Genomic DNA, 18,967 nt, shown 5'->3' on the forward strand with positions numbered 1-18,967 from the left:
AAGGCTTCGTCACTAAGATTTGTGACGGCCTAGGTGGGTATGTACAATGACTGCCCTTTCGCCTGCGCAAAGCTGGGGCTTGGTCCTGCGCGCATGGTAAGTGGTTGAATTAGAAAGTAATTGCCTTGTGATAGGCCGTCTGGTGAGAGTCCCTATGAAAGCAGGTTTGTACCGTCCTGATGAGTTCAAGGATAACTGCGGCTTCGGCCTTATCGCCCATATGCAGGGTGAGGCTAGCCATCACCTGCTGCAGACCGCGATTGAAGCCCTGACATGCATGACCCACCGTGGCGGGATCAACGCCGACGGTAAAACCGGTGACGGTTGCGGTCTGCTGATCCAGAAGCCTGATGCTTTCCTGCGGGCCATGGCCCAGCAGCACTTTGCCGTCGAGCTGCCTAAGCAGTACGCCGTCGGCATGGTGTTCCTCAACCAAGATCCAGTGAAGGCTGAAGCGGCCCGCGAAAACATGAATCGCGAGATTCTCGCAGCTGGCCTGAGCCTGGTCGGCTGGCGCAAAGTGCCAATCGACACCAGCGTGCTTGGCCGTCTGGCGCTTGAGCGTCTGCCGCAGATCGAGCAGGTGTTTATCGGCGGCGAAGGCCTGTCCGACCAGGAATTTGCGATCAAGCTGTTCAGTGCCCGTCGTCGTTCCTCGGTGGCCAATGCCGCTGACAGCGATCACTACATCTGCAGCTTTTCGCACAAAACTATCATCTACAAAGGCCTGATGATGCCGGCCGATCTGCAGCAGTTCTACCCGGACCTGGGTGACGAGCGTCTGCAGACCGCCATTTGCGTCTTCCACCAGCGCTTCTCCACCAACACCCTGCCGAAGTGGCCGCTGGCACAGCCGTTCCGCTTCCTCGCGCACAACGGTGAAATCAACACCATCACTGGTAACCGCAACTGGGCGCAGGCGCGTCGCCTGAAGTTTGCCAATGACCAGATATTCGACCTGGAAGAACTCGGCCCGCTGGTCAACCGTGTCGGATCCGACTCCTCGAGCATGGACAACATGCTTGAGCTGATGGTCACCGGCGGCATCGACTTGTTCCGTGGCGTGCGCATGATCATTCCGCCTGCATGGCAGAACGTCGAAACCATGGACGCCGATCTGCGCGCGTTCTACGAATACAACTCCATGCACATGGAGCCCTGGGATGGTCCGGCCGGTGTGGTACTCACCGATGGCCGCCATGCTGTGTGCCTGCTCGACCGTAACGGCCTGCGTCCGGCGCGCTGGGTTACCACCAAGAATGGCTATATCACCCTGGCTTCGGAAATCGGCGTGTGGAACTACGCACCCGAGGACGTATTGGCCAAGGGCCGCGTTGGCCCGGGGCAGATCCTGGCGGTGGACACCGAAACCGGGCAGATTCTCGGCAGCGACGATATCGACAACCGTCTCAAGTCGCGTCACCCCTACAAGCAGTGGATGCGCAAGAGTGCCCAGCGCATTCAGGCGACCCTGGAAGACCGCGACCATGGTTCTGCGTTCTACGACGTTGACCAGCTCAAGCAGTACATGAAGATGTACCAGGTCACCTTCGAAGAGCGTGATCAGGTGTTGCGTCCGCTTGGCGAACAAGGCCAGGAAGCGGTCGGCTCGATGGGCGACGACACGCCGATGGCCGTGCTCAGCCAGCGCGTGCGCTCGCCGTACGACTATTTCCGTCAGCAGTTCGCGCAGGTCACCAACCCGCCGATCGACCCGCTGCGTGAAGCCATCGTCATGTCGCTGGAGATCTGCCTCGGTGCCGAGCGCAATATCTTCGAAGAGTCGCCAGAGCACGCCGCACGGGTGATTCTCAGCAGCCCGGTGATCTCGCCGGCCAAGTGGCGCGCATTGATGACCCTCGACCGCCCAGGCTTCGAGCGTCAGCTGATCGACATGAACTACGACGAGTCGATTGGCCTGGAAGCCGCCGTGCGTAACATGGCCGATCAGGCCGAAGAAGCGGTGCGCGCCGGTAAGGTGCTGCTGGTTCTGTCTGACCGTCATATCGCCCCAGGCAAGCTGCCGGCCCACGCCTCGCTGGTCACCGGTGCGATTCACCACCGCCTGACCGAAAAAGGCCTGCGTTGCGACTGCAACATCCTGGTCGAGACGGCGACTGCCCGCGATCCGCATCACTATGCGGTGCTGCTCGGCTTCGGCGCGTCGGCGGTCTATCCGTTCCTCGCATACGAAGTGCTGGGCGACCTGATCCGCACCGGCGAAGTGCTGGGCGATCTGTATGAAGTGTTCAAGCACTACCGCAAAGGCATCTCCAAAGGCCTGCTGAAGATCCTATCGAAGATGGGTATCTCCACTGTTGCCTCCTACCGTGGTGCGCAGCTGTTTGAAGCGGTCGGCCTGGCCGATGACGTCACCGAGCTGTGCTTCCGAGGTGTGGCCAGCCGCATCAAAGGCGCGCGCTTCGTTGATATCGAAAACGAGCAGAAGCTGCTGGCGGCCGAAGCCTGGAACGCGCGCAAGACCATCCAGCAGGGCGGCTTGCTCAAGTTCGTCTACGGCGGCGAGTACCACGCTTACAACCCGGACGTGGTCAACACCCTGCAGGCCGCTGTGCAGCAGGGCAGCTACGAGAAATTCAAGGAATACACCACGCTGGTCGACACCCGTCCGGTATCGATGCTGCGCGACCTGCTGCAACTGAAGCTGGCCGATCAGCCACTGGCGCTGGATCAGGTTGAGCCGCTGGGCGATATTCTCAAACGCTTCGACTCCGCCGGGATTTCCCTTGGCGCGTTGTCGCCGGAAGCCCACGAAGCCATCGCCGAGGCAATGAACCGCCTGGGTGCGCGCTCCAACTCCGGTGAGGGCGGCGAAGACCCAGCCCGTTACGGCACCGTGCGCAGCTCGAAGATCAAGCAAGTGGCCACTGGCCGTTTTGGCGTGACCCCGGAATACCTGGTCAACGCCGAAGTGCTGCAGATCAAGGTTGCTCAGGGCGCCAAGCCCGGCGAGGGCGGCCAGCTGCCGGGCGGCAAGGTCAACGGTCTGATCGCCAAACTGCGTTATGCAGTACCGGGCGTGACCCTGATTTCGCCACCGCCGCACCATGACATCTATTCCATCGAAGACCTGGCGCAGCTGATCTATGACCTCAAGCAGGTCAACCCGGCTGCCCTGGTATCGGTCAAGCTGGTGGCGGAAGCCGGTGTTGGCACCATCGCCGCCGGTGTGGCCAAGGCCTATGCCGACCTGATCACCATCTCCGGTTACGACGGTGGCACCGGTGCTTCGCCACTGACCTCGATCAAGTACGCCGGTGCGCCGTGGGAACTCGGCCTGGCCGAAACCCACCAGACTCTGCGCGGCAACGACCTGCGCGGCAAGGTGCGGGTACAGACTGACGGCGGCCTGAAGACCGGCCTGGACGTGATCAAGGCCGCTATTCTCGGCGCCGAAAGCTTCGGCTTTGGTACTGCGCCGATGATCGCCCTGGGCTGTAAATACCTGCGTATCTGTCACCTGAACAACTGCGCCACCGGCGTGGCCACGCAGAACGACAAGCTGCGCAAGGATCACTTCATCGGCACCGTCGAAATGGTGATGAACTTCTTCACCTATGTCGCCGAAGAAACCCGCGAGTGGCTGGCCAAGCTCGGCGTGCGTAGCCTGGAAGAGTTGATCGGGCGTACCGATCTGCTGGAAATGCTGCCGGGCGAAACCGCCAAGCAGGGGCATCTGGACCTGACGCCGCTGCTCGGTAGCGACCACATTCCGGCCGACAAGCCGCAGTTCTGTCTGGTTGATCGCAACCCGCCGTTCGACGAAGGTCTGCTGGCCGAGAAGATGGTCGAGCTGGTCAAGCCGGCGATTGAGGCAGCCAGCGGTGCTGAGATTGATCTGGAAATCTGCAACTGTGACCGTTCCATCGGTGCCCGTGTCTCCGGCGAAATCGCCCGCAAACACGGCAACCAAGGCATGGCCAAGGCGCCGATCACCTTCCGCTTCAAGGGCACTGCGGGCCAGAGCTTCGGTGTGTGGAACGCCGGTGGTCTGAACCTGTACCTGGAAGGCGACGCCAACGACTACGTCGGCAAGGGCATGACCGGCGGCAAGCTGGTGATCACCCCGCCGAAAGGCAGCCCGTTCAAGACCCAGGACAGCGCCATCATTGGCAACACCTGCTTGTATGGCGCCACCGGTGGCAAGCTGTTCGCCGCGGGTACTGCGGGCGAGCGTTTCGCCGTGCGTAACTCCGGTGCCCACACGGTAGTGGAAGGCACGGGCGACCATTGCTGTGAATACATGACTGGCGGCTTTGTCTGCGTACTGGGCAAGACCGGCTACAACTTCGGTTCCGGCATGACCGGCGGTTTCGCCTACGTGCTCGATCTGGATAACAGCTTCTACGACCGCGTTAACCACGAGCTGGTGGAAATTCAGCGGATCAACAATGAGTCGATGGAGGCTTACCGTAGCCACCTGGAGCGCGTACTCGCCGAGTACGTCCAGGAAACATCGAGTGAGTGGGGCATCAACCTGCTGGAAAACCTGGACGACTACCTGCGCAAGTTCTGGCTGGTCAAACCGAAGGCGGCAAGCCTGAAGTCGTTGCTCTCCAGCACCCGTGCCAACCCGCAATAAGAATGCGCCTGAAGTGGTTTGATGAGGTATTGCAATGACTGAACGTCTGAATAACGACTTCCAGTTCATCGAAGTCGGGCGCAAAGACCCGAAGAAGAAACTGTTGCGTCAGCGTAAGAAAGAGTTCGTCGAGATCTACGACAACTTCAAGCCTGCGCAAGCGGCCGACCAGGCACACCGTTGCCTGGGCTGTGGCAACCCCTATTGCGAATGGAAGTGCCCGGTGCACAACTTCATTCCCAACTGGCTCAAGCTGGTGTCCGAGGGCAACATCCTCGCCGCCGCCGAGTTGTCGCACCAGACCAACACCCTGCCGGAAGTCTGCGGCCGTGTGTGTCCGCAGGACCGTCTGTGCGAGGGTGCATGCACCCTTAACGACGGCTTCGGCGCGGTGACCATCGGCTCGGTGGAGAAGTACATCACCGATACGGCCTTCGCCATGGGCTGGCGCCCGGACATGTCGCGCGTGGTGCCAACCGGCAAGCGCGTTGCGGTGATCGGTGCCGGCCCGGCAGGTCTCGGCTGCGCCGACGTCCTGGTGCGCAACGGTGTGACCCCGGTGGTGTTCGACAAGAACCCGGAAATCGGTGGCCTGCTGACTTTCGGTATCCCCGAGTTCAAGCTGGAGAAGAGCGTGCTGAGCAATCGCCGCGAAGTCTTCACCGGCATGGGCGTCGAGTTCCGCCTGAACACCGAGATCGGCACAGACATCACCATGCAGCAGCTGCTGGATGAGTACGATGCCGTGTTTATGGGCATGGGCACCTACACCTACATGAAGGGCGGCTTCCCCGGTGAAGACCTGCCGGGCGTTACCGATGCGCTGGATTTCCTGATCGCCAACGTCAACCGCAACCTCGGTTTCGAGAAGAACGCGGAAGACTTTATCGACATGAAGGGCAAGCGCATCGTCGTCCTCGGCGGCGGCGACACCGCGATGGACTGCAACCGCACTTCGATTCGCCAGGGCGCCAAGTCGGTCACCTGCGCCTATCGCCGCGACGAAGAGAACATGCCGGGCTCGCGCAAGGAAGTGAAAAACGCCAAGGAAGAAGGGGTGAAATTCCTCTTCAACCGTCAGCCCATCGCCATCGTCGGAGAAGACAAGGTCGAAGGCGTGAAAGTGGTCGAGACCCGTCTCGGCGAGCCTGATGCCCGTGGCCGTCGCAGCCCTGAGCCGATTCCCGGTTCCGAGGAAATCATCCCGGCGGAAGCCGTGCTGATCGCCTTCGGTTTCCGTCCAAGCCCGGCTGCCTGGTTCAGCGATTTCAAGATCGAAACCGACAGCCAGGGCCGCGTCGTCGCCCCGGAGCAGAGCCAGTTCAAGCACCAGACCAGCAACCCGAAGATCTTCGCCGGCGGCGATATGGTTCGCGGTTCCGATCTGGTGGTGACGGCGATCTTTGAAGGCCGTAATGCCGCCGAAGGCATCTTGGATTACCTCGGCGTCTAAGCTACTACGCTGTACCTGTGGGAGGGGCTTTAGCCGCGCGCTTTAAATCGGCGGCATCGCGGCTGAAGCCCCTCCCACAGAAGTGTTTTCCCGCGACAAATTGACCCTATAGACAAAAGGCACGGCACTCGCCGTGCCTTTTGTTTTGTGGTCTGCGAAAATGCCCGCACTTTTTTGCTGCCTTCCATGTTTCGGGAATTGTTATGACCGCCCTGAAGAACGACCGCTTCCTTCGTGCTCTGCTCAAGCAACCTGTCGATGTCACCCCGGTGTGGATGATGCGCCAGGCCGGTCGTTACCTGCCGGAGTACCGCGCCACCCGTGCCAAGGCCGGTGATTTCGTCAAGCTGATGAAGAACCCGGAGCTGGCCTGCGAAGTCACCATCCAGCCGCTGGACCGTTACCCGCAGCTGGACGCGGCGATTCTGTTCTCCGACATCCTGACCATCCCCGACGCCATGGGCCAGGGCCTGTATTTCGAAACGGGCGAAGGCCCGCGCTTCAAGAAAGTCATCAGCTCGATGGCTGACATTGAGGCGCTGCCGATCCCCGATCCGGAACAGGACCTGGGTTATGTGATGGACGCCGTGCGCACCATTCGCCGCGAGCTGAATGGCCGTGTGCCGCTGATTGGCTTTACCGGCAGCCCCTGGACCCTGGCCACCTATATGGTTGAAGGCGGCTCGTCGAAGGACTTCCGCAAGTCCAAGGCCATGCTCTACGACAACCCGCAGGCCATGCATGCCCTGCTCGACAAGCTGGCGCAATCGGTGACTGCCTACCTCAACGGGCAGATCAAGGCTGGCGCGCAGGCCGTGCAGATTTTCGATTCCTGGGGCGGCTCGCTGTCTGCCGCGGCGTATCAGGAGTTCTCCCTGGCCTATATGCAGAAGATCATCGACGGCCTGATCCGCGAGCATGACGGTCGCCGTGTGCCGGTAATCCTGTTCACCAAGGGCGGCGGCCTATGGTTGGAGTCCATGGCCGACAGCGGCGCTGAAGCCCTGGGCCTGGACTGGACCTGCGATATTGGCAGTGCTCGCGCCCGCGTCGGCAACAAGGTGGCACTGCAAGGCAATATGGACCCGAGCGTGCTCTACGCCAACCCGGCGGCGATTCGCGCCGAAGTCGGGCGTATTCTTGCCAGCTACGGTCATGGCAGCGGCCAAGTGTTTAACCTCGGCCACGGCATCACCCCGGAAGTTAATCCAGCCCACGCGGGTGCGTTCTTCGAAGCGGTGCATGAATTGTCCGCGCAATACCACACCTGAGAAACACAGGCCCGTAGGAGCGGGCCATGCCCGCGAATCGCACGCATGGCGTGCTCCTACAGGTGTGCAGATAAAACAAAGGCCGCTAATGCGGCCTTAGTTTTTCTGGGTGTTGCTTAGGGCTTACGCAAATCGCGCACTGCCCTTACCAGCGCCAGCTGTTCGGCTTCGCTGAGCTTGCCTGCGTAGCCGGGCATGGCGCCTGGGCCTTCCTGAATGGCTTCGAGGATGTCGTTGTCGCTGTTGTTGTCCTGCCACTTGGCTTTGCTCAGGTTCTGCGCAAAGTACAGCCAGCCGCGCAGGGTGTTGGCGCGGCCGTCTTCGGCGTGGCATTTGGCGCAGTGCTGGCGGTACAGCTGCTGGCCATCCACTTCGGCCAGCGCGGGCAGGCTGGCGAGCAGGGTCAGCGCGCCGAGCAGGCCAAGCAGCGCCGGCTTATTTGACATTGGCCAGGTTTCCCTTGAGGGCGACGCCCGCCATCACCGCGCCGGCGTGGCATTCGTACTTCTGGCTGTCCTTGTACTCGATGTTCTTGTAGTTGCTGGCCAGGTCGACCACGGCATTGGCGCCGGCAGCCTTGGCGGCGTTCTGGAAGCGGATCAGCGCGGATTGCAGGGCCCAGCTGCAGGCGGCTTCATCGCTCTTGTTGAAGGCGTTGGTCTTCTGGCTGGTGGTGACGCCGGATTTGATCACACTGACCGCACCAGCCGGTTTGTTACCCGCCAGGTAGAACTTCACGCTGCCGTCGAGGCGGCCGGCGTTGAGGGCTTCCTGCACAGCGGCTTCGAACGGCAGAAAGTGGGTAGTGTCACGGGCTTGGCTGATGCTCGGCAGTGCCGCGAAGCAGGCAACAGCGACGAGTAGGTGGCGCAATTTCATGGTGACCTCCGTGGTTCTTATGCTTATGAGCTGCTTGGCTCAGGATTGATCGACAGTTTCATATAGTGCTGGGTCAAGCCGTGCAAGCGTTTCACCAAGGCGTTATAGCGCTTGTGAATCTTGCCATCTGCATAGCGTAGCTTTTCGCTGTCGCGGTACAGGATGTCATAGCGCGTCGCACTGTAATTAAGGGTAATAGAGGCGCTGTGCCCGCGAAAGTCGATGCGCGCGAGGATTTGCTGCGGTCGATCCTGTTCTACCACCCAGTTACCGTGCGCCAGCGCTTGCAGCAGGATTTGATGAAAGTCGCCGCTGTAGTTGGCGAGCGGCACGGGCTGATGAATTTCGCGGATCGGCTGAACCCGACTACAGGCCAGCAAAGAAACGATGGCAAGGCTGATGAGCAGCAGCTTAGTGAAGCGGTACATGGCGGACTCCTTGTCCAGTGGTTTAAGTCCAGCGTTTGAAGATCAGCGAGGTATTCACCCCGCCAAAGGCGAAGTTGTTATTCATCACGTACTGGTGGCTCATCTGGCGGAACTCGCCGCGCAGGTAGTCCAGCTCGCCGCAGGCCGGGTCTATCTCGTCCAGGTTCAGGGTCGGCACATAGCTATCCGCGTTCATCATTTCGATGCTGAACCAGGACTCCAGCGCGCCGCAGGCGCCCAGGGTGTGGCCGAAGTAGCTCTTCTGCGAGCTGATCGGCATCTGGCTGCCGAACAGTTCCTGAGTGGCCTGAGTTTCCGCGACATCACCCTGGTCGGTGGCGGTGCCGTGGCCGTTGACGTAGCCGATGGCAGAAGGCTGTAAGCCGGCATCCTGCAGCGCCAGTTCCATCGCCCCGCGCATGGTCGCCTGCACCGGTTTGGTGGCGTGCTGGCCATCGGAGTTGCAGCCAAAGCCGACGATTTCGGCATGGATAGTCGCGCCACGGGCCAGGGCGTGTTCCAGCTCCTCCAGGACCAGAATGCCGGCACCTTCGCCGATTACCAGGCCGTCGCGGCCGCTGTCGTAGGGGCGCGGTGAAGTGTGCGGGGCATCGTTTTTCAGGCTGGTGGCGTACAACGCATCGAACACCATGGCCTCGGTGGGGCACAGCTCTTCGGCGCCGCCGGCGAGCATCATCGGCAGTCGGCCGAACTTGATCGCCTCGTAGGCGTAACCGATGCCCTGGCTACCGCTGGTGCAGGCGCTGGAGGTAGGGATCAGGCGGCCCTTGAGGCCGAAGAAGATGCTGATATTGGCCGCCGTGGTGTGCGGCATCATGCGGATATAGGAGTTGGCGTTGAGGCCGTCGGCCACCGAGTTCAGCAGCATATTGCCGAACGCCTTGATCTCGTCGGTGCTGCCGGTGGAGGAGCCGCAGGCCACGCCCATACGGCCGTCCTTGATCGACTCGTCGCCGAGCAGGCCGGCATGCTCCAGTGCGCGTTCGGCGGCGTACACCACCAGCTTGGAGACGCGGCCCATGCTGCGGGTTTGCTTGCGGTTCCAGTGCTTGGGTTGCACGAAATCATCCACCGGGCCGCCGAGGCGAGTGTTCAGCTCGCTGAATCTGTCCCACTCGTGCATATAGCGGATGCCGCTCTTGCCGGCCTTGAAGTTCGCTTCAATCGTCGGCCAGTCGCTGCCCAGCGAGGTCACGCCGGCCATGCCGGTGACTACAACCCGTTTGCATCCGTTCATCAGCACAACCCACCGTTCACCGCGAGGACCTGGCGGGTAATGTAGGCCGCCTCCTCGGACATCAGAAAATTCACCGCGCCGGCTACTTCTTCGGGAGTGCCCATGCGGGCGGCCGGGACCATCTTGAGGATTTCCTCGATGGGTACATCGGCATCGAGAATCTCGGTATCGATCAGCCCCGGAGCCACGCAGTTGACCGTGATCTTGCGCTTGCCCAGCTCGATCGCCAAGGCCTTGGCCGCGCCGATAATGCCGGCCTTGGAGGCGCTGTAGTTGACCTGGCCACGGTTGCCGATCAGCCCGGATACCGAGGTGATGCAGACGATGCGCCCGGCCTTGCGCCGCCGCACCATGGGCATGGTCAGCGGATGCAGCACGTTATAGAAACCGTCCAGGTTGGTGCGCATCACGATGTCCCAGTCCTCTTCGCTTAGCGCCGGAAAGGCGCCGTCGCGGGTCAGGCCGGCGTTGCATACGACCCCATAATAGGCGCCGTGCTGCTCGACATCGGCCTCCAGCGCCGCGCGGCAGGCGGCGCGGTCGGAGACGTCGAATTGCAGGATGCGCGCCTGCTGGCCCATCTCGATGATCTGCGCCTGCACCGCTTCGGCTTCCTCACGGCGGGCGCGGCAGTGCAGTACGATGTCATAGCCGCCCTTGGCCAGGCGCAAGGCAATCGCCCGACCGATGCCACGGCTGGAGCCGGTGACCAGAATGGTTTCGCTTATGGCTTTGCTTTCGCTCACGGCTGCTTTTTCGCTCATGGCTGCGTTCCCTCAAATTCTTCCTGAAGATAGCTGGCCACCTGGGGTGGACGGAATACGTTAAGGCGGGCCAGGGCCTCGATGCCGGGACCGCGCAGCTGGCACTCGAACACGCCCATGCCGTTGTCATCCTGCAGCGAGCGGCTCGCATGGATATGCAGCTCGGCTCCGGCCGGGAAGCGTTCGACATTGCACTCGTACTTGCGCGTACCGAGCAGAAAGCCCAACTCCACCGGCTCGCCGCGCAGGCGCGCCTGGCAGCCTGCGTAGGCGGCGACGCTCTGCGCCATCAGCTCGATGCCAACCCAGGCCGGCAGGCTGCCGTCTTCCAGGTTAAACAGGCCACCGTGGCGGATGGTCAGCTGGGTTTCGATGTCCTCGTCGCCAAAGCGCAGCACCTGGTCGATCAGGATCATGTCAGCGGCGTGGGGGATCAGTTCGGCGATTGGCCATTGGCTCATAGCTGTTCTCCTGGCGCTTCAGCGAGAAGCAGGCTGATATTGTTGCCGCCAAAGGCGAAGGAGTTGCTCATTAGCCGGCGCGGGCGGCTATTGCTCAGGCGGGTTCCGGGCTGTACCAGATTCAGCGTTGGCAGGGCCGGGTCAGCCTGGCCGTCCCACAGGTGCGGCGGCAGCAACTGCTCTGGGTTGTATTCGCTTAAGGTCAGCCAGCAGAAGGCAGCTTCCAATGCACCGGCGGCGCCCAGGGTATGGCCGACCATAGGCTTGCTGGATGAACAGGGCACCCCATGCGGGAAGATTGCCTGCACCGCCTGACTTTCCATGGCGTCGTTGTGGGTCGTAGCGGTGCCATGCAGGTTCAGGTAGTCGACCTGGTCAGCGCTGATCCCGGCTGCAGCCAGGGCTTTGCGCATCGCCGCCTGGGCACCAAGGCCATCGGGCTGCGGTGCGGAAATATGGTGGGCGTCGGAGCAGGCACCGCCACCAAGCAGGGTGATTGGTATGGCGGCTGCGCCACCTAGCGGCTCTCTGGTCATTGGCTCTTTAGTCATTAAGAACAGCGCCGCCGCCTCGCCGATATTGATGCCGTGACGATTCACAGAAAACGGGTTGCAACGCTCGGCTGAGACCGCTTCCAGGGCGGTAAAGCCATTCAGGGTCAGGCGGCACAGGCTGTCCACGCCGCCGCAGATCACCGCATCGCACACGCCTAGGTTCAGCAGACGCTGCGCACTCAGTAGCGCCCGCGCGCCTGAGGTACAGGCGGTGGAAATGCTAAAGCACGGCCCGCTCAGGCCCAGCCAGTCACTGAGAAAGTTCGCCGGCTCAGCCAGCTCCTGTTGGGCATAGTGATAGTGCGCCGGCAACTCGCCCTGTTTGAGATAGGTGGCGATGCTCTGGCTGGCTTCCTCAATGCCCGAGGTGCTGGTGCCGAGTACCACGGCGATCCGCTCGGCGCCGAAACGGCTGATGGCGGCGCGCAGTTCTGGCTCGATTTCCAGCGCGGCCGCCAGCAGCAGCTGGTTATTGCGGCTCGGCGGATGGCCCGGCAGCTCGGGTAAATCCGGCAGGTCGCCAGGCACGGCACCGACGGTCAGCGCGCGCTCGGCCACCCAGCCGGTTTGCGCCTGCATGCCGCTGCTATCGCCGGCAAACAGCGCTGTCGCCACCGCCTGCTTGCCTTGGCCGAGGGCGCAGTTAAGGCCCAGTGCGTTGAGGTAAACCGGCATCAGGGAATCTCTTCGTCGGCGAGGGCGTAGACCCGGTAACTCAGCACCTGGCCTTGGCTCAGGGTGAAATCCAGCGGCGCGTGGTAGTCGATCAGCCAGTGCGGATTAAGCCGGCGCTGACCGTCGGCCAGTTGCTGCCAGGTGTCCGGCGCATAGCTGGCGGGCAGCTTGTCGAGAGGGGTGAGGGCGAACAGCAGGGCGGCGAACAGCTCCTGGGCTTCGCTGTTGGGCGGCAGCAGGCCATCGGCGCGCCACTTGCCATCCTCCAGCAGCTGCCGCGCCAGGGGCACGCCGAGTGGATCGAACAGCGACCAGCGCAGCGCCGATTGTTCGGTCTGCACCACCAGCCACCAGGTCTGTTGATCCGCGCCTTGCTGGCGCTCGACGCGCAGCGCGGCGGGCAGTGGCGCGCCAAAGGTCGGTGCGCTTAGCGGCAGCGGTGTGTGGGCGGCGCAGGCGCTGAGCAGCAGGCCGAGGCCGAGCAGGATGAGGCGCCTCATGCTGGGGTTGCCTCAAGCGGCTTGCGCGCCACCACATTGACCAGGGTTTCATTGCGCTGGCCGACCGGCTTGGGCTTTAGCAGCCCCCAGCGTTCCAGCAGGCCGAAGTCCTTGGAACGGCTCCACCACAGATAGGGGTAGGAGACATTCTGGGGTTCGAACTCGAAGCCCTGGCCGCGCAACATCTGCAGATAGCCTTCGGCGCTTTTCTGCACATGCATGGGGTGGCGGAACAGCCAGCGGATCACCCAGGTGTCGATGTAGTACTGAGTCGATTCGGCGAACAGCAAACGGCCGCCCGGTTTGAGTACACGCCAGAACTCGGCGAGGGCCTGCTCCTGCTCGACCAGGTGATGGAAGGTCTGGTGACAGAACAGCAGGTCGACGCTGGCATCCGCCAGGTCGATGGCCGCGCAGTCGCTGGCGATCAATTGCACATCCAGGCCCAGGCGCTCCGCCTCGGCACGCGAGCAGTCAAGGCTGTGCGGATCAGCATCCAGACCGATTATCCGCGCAGGCGCAAACGCCTCGGCGAGCAGGCCGAAGGACTTGCCCTGGCCGCAGCCGGCATCCAGCAGCACCGGTGCTTCTGGCAGCGGGCCGGCGAACAGGCCGCGCAGGTCATTGATCGCCACGCGCAGCACATGGTGCTGCCAGACGTGGCTCTGCAAGAACCAGAAGCCGAAGCGGGTTTCCTCGACGTAGGTGGCGGCCGGGTTGCTCATAAATATCCTTATTGACTAGTGGCGCAGAGTTCAGCGAGCACCCGCAGGCGCCGCTTCGGTTCGGCGACATAGGGGTTTTTTTCATCCCAGGCGTAGCCGGCGAGGATCGAGCTGATCATCCGGCGGATCTCCGGCTGAGCTTTCTCGAAATAGATTACGTCCTGGAAGCTGCCGTCGTACCAGCCCTCGACATACACGCGGAAGGTGTCGACGCCGCGCTTAAGCGGGATGGCGAATTCATTTTCCCAGTCCACCGTCTCGCCGCTTAGCTGGCGGTGCAGAACGCCTGCGGCCATGCTCGCCGAACGCATGGCGATGGTCACGCCCGAGCTGAACACCGGGTCGAGGAATTCGGCGGCGTTGCCTAGCAGGGCAAAGCCTGGGCCGTGCAGAGTTTTCACGTTGGCCGAATAGCCGCCAATGGTCCGCGCCGGGGTGTCCCACACGGCGTTCTTCAGCACCTTGTGCAGGCTGGGCGTCTCTTCAATAAATTGCTTCAAGCAGGCGTCCAGATCTTCCGGGCGACCCTGATAGCGGGTGGCATCGGCCACCACGCCGACCGAGCAGCGGCCGTTGCTGAACGGGATGGTCCAGAACCACACATCCCTCAGAGTTGGGTGGGTGGTGATCAGAATCTTCTCGCGGTCGAAGCCGGTGCCTTCGCTGCGGTCTTCGACGTGGGTAAACACCGCCTGACGCACCGGGAAGCTCGACGGCGTGTCGAGGTCAAGCAGGCGCGGCAGCACGCGGCCGTAGCCGCTGCCGTCGAGGACGAAGGCACATTCGACCTGATACTCATGGCTGTCGGCCAAGCGCCGCACGCTTAGGCGAGGGCAGTCGCCGCTGCGCACGCCGCTGAAGTCGACGGCGAAGATTTCCTCTTCATAACGGATTTCCACACCCTGCAGTTCGGCCTGGTCGGCCAGCAGCTTGTCGAAATCGGCGCGCAGCACCTGATAGGTCGAACCCTGGCCTTTGGTAAAGGTGTCGCGGAAGTCGAACTCGGTATAACGCTCACCCCAGCCAAAGGCCGCGCCATGCTTGGTCTGGAAGCCCGCAGCACGCACAGCGTCGAGCATCCCGGCTTCTTCGACGAAGTCCAGGCAATGCGACAGCAGGCTTTCGCCGATCGAGAAGCGCGGGAAGCGCTGGCGCTCCAGCACCAGCACATCATGGCCATTACGCTTGAGCAGCGCCGCGGCGATCGCCCCGGAAGGGCCGGCCCCGATAACGACGACCTGGCGTTGTTCGACTTCAAGAGACTTCATGGCGGCTTCTTGCCTCGTTAATGGCATGGGTGGCTGGGCGCGTGCCGAGCAGGGCTGGCAGCAGTGTGGAAAACAGGCTCATCAGCAGCAAGCTGAAATACACCAGGGCATCGATCAACTGCAATTGCAGCAGCAGATTGAGGAAGACGATTTCGGTCAGCCCGCGAATATTCAGCAGCAGGCTTTCCTGCCATTTGATCTGACTTGAGGCCGCCGGGTCGGCCCAGTGCAGGCCCAGCCAGCTGCCCAGCACCTTGCTCAGCACCGGCAGCACCAGCAGCGCGCCGAGGTAGAGCCAGGAATAGTGCGCGCCGATGTTGTGGAAATCCACGCGCAGCACGCCGTAGGTAAGGATCAGCGGCACTGCCAGGCCATTCAACAGCAACTTCCAGTGCCGCGTCGGTAAAGGCAGGCGAAACGGCTGCTTGAGCCAGGCCAGGCACAGCATATAGGCGATGCCGAATACCAGGGCGTTGAGCCCCAGTTGCTGGAACAGCAGCATCAGGGCAAAGAACGGCAGGCTGTAGAGCAGGCCGTGGCGCATCTTCAGCGCGCGCAGCAGCAGTGGCAGGCCGGCGGCCAGCAGCGGCCAGAGCAACGTGGCCGGATTGCTGCTGCCCTGGGCCAGGCCGAATAGGCTCCAGCACATAAAGTCCATCAGGATCGCCGCGTGCAGCAGGCGTTTGGTCGCCTCCAGCGGGTAGCCGATGCTCTGCAGAAACAGGTACAGCACCGGGATCGCGGTGATCGAAAACAGCAGGCCGATGCCCACCGCGCTCAACCAGTCGCGCTCGCCAGGCAGCAGCCAGACGGCGCAGACCAAACCGGCCAGCATCGGCACGAGGAAACTCGGCAGGGCGATCTTCAGGCAGGCAGCATTCACCTCCAGGTCGATCACGTCGCTGAGTATGTAGCCCAGCAGCAACGCGAAACACAGGCCGTAGGCCAGGCTCAGCCATTCAGGCGCGAGCAGCTGCTTGGCGCTGAGCTGCCAGTGCGGCTCGACCCACAACAGCAGCAACGCCGGAATCGCCAGGCTGGCGACCAGCAACTGACCGACGATGGGAATCAAGCGGCGGCCGCCGACCCATGCCACCAGCGCATAGATCGCCAGGGCCAGCAGCCAGAACCCGATAACACTCATGACGCTATTCCTTGATTACGAGTTGGTGCGCTTACTCGCTGGGTACCGGCCCAGGGCGCGAGCAGGAAGCAGAACAGCAGACCGAGGCTGATCGCCAGGCCAAAGTTGGCAATCGCCGGGGTGTCACTGATCAGCAGCAGGCCGAACGACAGCCAGCTGGTCAGCGCCGAGAGCAGGGTGCCGAGCAGGCTGACCGCCGGCCCGCCGATGTTCTCGCGCATCAGAATGGCGTAATCGACGCCGATGGCGGTGATCAACAGCAGGCCGAACAGGCTGAACAGCGTCAGCGGCTGGCCCAGCCAACCGAGGCAGGCCAGCGCCGCCAGCGCTGCCAGCAGCGGCAGGCAGACCACCCGCAGTGCGCCGCCGAGGCCGAACGGCAGGCACAGCAGCAAGAGGATCGCCACGCTGGAGATGAGTTTTAATTCTGCGGCGCTAAGTTGGGTGGCGCTGAATAGCGCGTTGAGTTCGCTGATCCGATCCACTAGCTGCACCCCAGGCAGGCCCTCGACCAGCGGCTTGAGTTCGCTGCTGTTGCTAAGCCCCTGCAGGCTGACCAGCCCGGCCACAGCATCTGCCCCGTTCTTGCTATGAGCGCCCAGCCATAGCGGTCGCCAGGCCTCGCCCAAGGGGCTGGCCAGGGCTTGTTCAAGGCTCGCCTGGTTGTTCTGTTGGAGTTCCAGCAGTTCGTTATGCAGCGCGGCTGGCGGAATGCCCAGGTCGAGCAGCGGTTGCCAGTGCTGCGGCAGTGCGCCCAGCGCAGCGCGCAACTCCTGCAGCTGACTGTCGGGAGCGACCAGTTGGCTCAGGGCGCGGTAGTCACGTAATTGACCGTTTTGCACTGCCTGATCCAGACGCTGGCTTAGCGCCGCCTGGCGCTCCAGCAACTGCTGTGGGTTAGCGGCGCGCACCAGAAAGAACTGGCTGGTGGGCTGTTGTCCGGTCAGCTCGGCGATGCGCTGGGCCTCGGTCAGCAGCTCCGGTTCCTGGCCCAACCACTGGCGTAAATCATTCTGTGTATGCAGCTGCCACAGCCCGCCGGCGCAAAACAGCAGCAGTAAAGCCAGCAGTGGCGCGCTGCCGACCTTGGCCAACAGGCGTGTCCGACCGGCCAGCAGGCGTTGGCTAAGGCTCAGCAGCTGCGGCGATGGGCTTAGCCGCAGGCCACGTAGCCAGGCCGGCAGCAGGCAGACCGAGCACAGATAGGCGGCAATCAGCCCAGCGGCGGAGAACAGCGCGACCTGGGTCAGCGCCGGAAACGGGGTAAAGGCCAGCGCCAGGTAGCCGATCAGATTGGTGCCCAGGCTCAGGCTCAAGCCCGGTAGGGTGGCGCGCAGTGCGCTCCAGCTGGTCCAGCCATCTGTGCCCTCGGCGTTGCTCCAGCTCTTGCTTAAGTAATGTTGCGGATAGTCCGCAGCGACCCCGACCAGACTGGCACCCAGTACCAGGGTCAGGGCGTTGATCTGGCCGAACACCAGTACGCAGGCGGTGCAGCCAGCCAAAAGGGCCATGCCAATAGGCAACAAGCTGACCAGCACCCGCACGCGGCGGAAGGCCAGCAACAACAACAGCAGGGTGCCGAGCGTAGCACCGCCGCCAATCAGGCTGATCTCGCGGGTGGCCTTGGCCTGCCCGGCGGCGGCGTATAACACGCCACCGGCGGCCAGCAGTTGGCCGCCGGCTGTTTCGATCTGTGCACGGGTAGCGGCGACCTGTGCGGCAATCAGCGGCGGCTCCTGCATATCGAAGGCGCTGCCCTGGGCGCTGGCGCGCAGCATGGCCCAGGTCATGCCCGGCTCTTCCAGCAGCAGTGCGCCGCTGCTCAGGTCGGCCTGGATGCGGCTGCCGGGATTCAGTACCTGTTGCGCGCGTACGCCAAGGCCCAGCCAGTCCTGCTCGATGGGCAGCAGGCTGAAACCGGCGAAGGTGTCGAACAGCTGGGCGGCACGTTGTTCGATCAGTTGTTGTGGCTGCTCCAGCAGCAGCTGGCGATCCGCCGTCGGCAGCAGGCTCAGGCGGTTGCTGCGCAGGTAGTCGCGCAGCGCCGCGAGGTCGCTGTCGACGCTCCACTGCACTTGGGCGAAGCGTCCGCTGCCGCGCCACTGCTCGCCAACTTGCTGCGCCAGGGCAATCGCCTGGTCGCGCTGCGGGTGGCCAATCAACAGCAGCAGGTCGCGATTGAGCGGCTCCTGCATACGTTGCTCGGCCTGCTGCACCAGTTCATCGCCGCTACCGGCCGGCAACAGCGCGAGCATATCCGCCGCTACGGGCGGGCCGTTGCGCCACTGCCAGGCGGCGAGCGCCAGTAGGGCGGCGAGCAGCAGCAGAAAGCCGCGCGGCAGCCAGCGTTCACTGGGCAAAGTCGCGCCGCTCCTGCTCACTCAAGGCATCGCCGGCCTGGCTTTCCGGTAAGCGCAGCACGCTGTGGTCGCCCTGGGTTTCATGCAGCTCGATACGCTGCACCAGCGCGCCGCCGTCGATCTGGATGCGGCTGAAAATCTGCTTGAGCAGCACCGAGTTCGGCACCAGGCGCAGTTGCCAGGCCTCGGCAGTGCCACTCAGTTGCAGCTGGAAATCTTTGGACAGGCCGCTATGGTCGCCCTTGAGCACGGCGAGAAACAGCCGGCTCTGCTGGGCGGCGACATCCTGGCCGGGTTGCTGTTGCCAGCCGCTGGGCGTGCGTTTGGCGATGCCCTGGCTGTTTATGCGGTAATCCTGCTTAAGCGGGCTTTGCAGCTGCCAGAGCAGGCCGAAGTCGCGACTCAGGACGAACTGACCGCGACTGGTCAGCGGCTGTGGCAGGGCGCGCAGGTGCTTTTCCTGAATCAGCGGGCCACGGACCACGGCAGGTTTAGCCAGCTGGGCGCTGAGTTGGTCGAGGTCGAAGGCGTAAGTTCTCGGTGTCAGAAGCAGGAGCAGCAGTAGCCCGGATGCAATCCGGGAGCGGTGCAAGGTCGGAGAACGCTTCCCGGATTGCATCCGGG

At 62.8% G+C, this 18,967-nt stretch carries 16 protein-coding genes; 3 read left to right on the forward strand and 13 right to left on the reverse strand.

Annotated features, from left to right (window positions below):
* Positions 1–154: 154 nt before the first annotated feature.
* The 3 genes from gltB (at position 155) to hemE (ending at position 7,327) form a co-directional block, all read left to right on the forward strand.
* The gene (gene gltB, locus P3C18_RS03345) at positions 155–4,603 is read left to right on the forward strand and encodes a glutamate synthase large subunit (RefSeq protein WP_275960458.1); all 4,449 of its coding nucleotides are present in this window, start codon (positions 155–157) and stop codon (positions 4,601–4,603) included.
* A gap of 34 nt (positions 4,604–4,637) precedes the next feature.
* Positions 4,638–6,056, forward strand: a complete 1,419-nt coding sequence (locus P3C18_RS03350; protein WP_275960459.1) for an FAD-dependent oxidoreductase — start codon at positions 4,638–4,640, stop codon at positions 6,054–6,056.
* A gap of 203 nt (positions 6,057–6,259) precedes the next feature.
* Positions 6,260–7,327 carry a uroporphyrinogen decarboxylase gene (gene hemE, locus P3C18_RS03355; protein ID WP_275960460.1) on the forward strand — a complete coding sequence of 356 codons (1,068 nt, stop codon included), beginning with the start codon at positions 6,260–6,262 and terminating at the stop codon, positions 7,325–7,327.
* A gap of 116 nt (positions 7,328–7,443) precedes the next feature.
* Here hemE and P3C18_RS03360 read toward each other — a convergent pair whose 3' ends face one another.
* From P3C18_RS03360 to P3C18_RS03420, 13 genes are read right to left on the reverse strand one after another with little or no spacing between them, the layout of a single operon-like run.
* Entirely contained in the window at positions 7,444–7,773 is a 330-nt protein-coding gene (locus P3C18_RS03360; protein WP_275960461.1) for a cytochrome c, read from the reverse strand.
* Positions 7,763–8,206: an excinuclease gene (locus P3C18_RS03365; protein ID WP_275960462.1), complete on the reverse strand. Its 444-nt coding sequence runs from the start codon at positions 8,204–8,206 to the stop codon at positions 7,763–7,765. The genes P3C18_RS03360 and P3C18_RS03365 overlap by 11 nt, the downstream gene beginning before the upstream one ends.
* Before the next feature lie 23 nt (positions 8,207–8,229).
* Entirely contained in the window at positions 8,230–8,634 is a 405-nt protein-coding gene (locus tag P3C18_RS03370; RefSeq protein WP_275960463.1) for a hypothetical protein, read from the reverse strand.
* A 22-nt stretch (positions 8,635–8,656) separates the two neighbouring features.
* Entirely contained in the window at positions 8,657–9,892 is a 1,236-nt protein-coding gene (locus P3C18_RS03375; RefSeq protein WP_275960464.1) for a beta-ketoacyl-ACP synthase, read from the reverse strand.
* Positions 9,892–10,620 (reverse strand): 3-oxoacyl-ACP reductase FabG, encoded by a 729-nt coding sequence (gene fabG, locus P3C18_RS03380; RefSeq protein WP_275961568.1) that lies wholly within the window; start codon positions 10,618–10,620, stop codon positions 9,892–9,894. The genes P3C18_RS03375 and fabG overlap by 1 nt, the downstream gene beginning before the upstream one ends.
* 32 nt (positions 10,621–10,652) lie before the next feature.
* On the reverse strand, positions 10,653–11,117 hold the full coding sequence (locus P3C18_RS03385; protein WP_275960465.1) for a hotdog family protein: 465 nt from the start codon (positions 11,115–11,117) through the stop codon (positions 10,653–10,655).
* Positions 11,114–12,346 carry a beta-ketoacyl-[acyl-carrier-protein] synthase family protein gene (locus P3C18_RS03390; RefSeq protein ID WP_275960466.1) on the reverse strand — a complete coding sequence of 411 codons (1,233 nt, stop codon included), beginning with the start codon at positions 12,344–12,346 and terminating at the stop codon, positions 11,114–11,116. The genes P3C18_RS03385 and P3C18_RS03390 overlap by 4 nt, the downstream gene beginning before the upstream one ends.
* Positions 12,346–12,846: a hypothetical protein gene (locus P3C18_RS03395; RefSeq protein WP_275960467.1), complete on the reverse strand. Its 501-nt coding sequence runs from the start codon at positions 12,844–12,846 to the stop codon at positions 12,346–12,348. Before P3C18_RS03395 ends, P3C18_RS03390 begins: the two co-directional genes overlap by 1 nt.
* Positions 12,843–13,571: a class I SAM-dependent methyltransferase gene (locus P3C18_RS03400; RefSeq protein ID WP_275960468.1), complete on the reverse strand. Its 729-nt coding sequence runs from the start codon at positions 13,569–13,571 to the stop codon at positions 12,843–12,845. Before P3C18_RS03400 ends, P3C18_RS03395 begins: the two co-directional genes overlap by 4 nt.
* Before the next feature lie 8 nt (positions 13,572–13,579).
* The gene (locus P3C18_RS03405; RefSeq protein WP_275960469.1) at positions 13,580–14,839 is read right to left on the reverse strand and encodes an NAD(P)/FAD-dependent oxidoreductase; all 1,260 of its coding nucleotides are present in this window, start codon (positions 14,837–14,839) and stop codon (positions 13,580–13,582) included.
* Entirely contained in the window at positions 14,826–15,983 is a 1,158-nt protein-coding gene (locus P3C18_RS03410) for a sodium:proton antiporter (RefSeq protein ID WP_275960470.1), read from the reverse strand. Before P3C18_RS03410 ends, P3C18_RS03405 begins: the two co-directional genes overlap by 14 nt.
* Positions 15,980–18,343, reverse strand: coding sequence for a hypothetical protein (locus tag P3C18_RS03415; RefSeq protein WP_275960471.1), 2,364 nt, complete (start codon positions 18,341–18,343; stop codon positions 15,980–15,982). The genes P3C18_RS03410 and P3C18_RS03415 overlap by 4 nt, the downstream gene beginning before the upstream one ends.
* Positions 18,333–18,962, reverse strand: coding sequence for an outer membrane lipoprotein carrier protein LolA (locus tag P3C18_RS03420; protein WP_275961569.1), 630 nt, complete (start codon positions 18,960–18,962; stop codon positions 18,333–18,335). The genes P3C18_RS03415 and P3C18_RS03420 overlap by 11 nt, the downstream gene beginning before the upstream one ends.
* Between the last annotated feature and the right edge of the window lie 5 nt (positions 18,963–18,967).

The organism is Pseudomonas sp. 1928-m (genome assembly GCF_029269135.1).
GTDB lineage: Bacteria > Pseudomonadota > Gammaproteobacteria > Pseudomonadales > Pseudomonadaceae > Aquipseudomonas.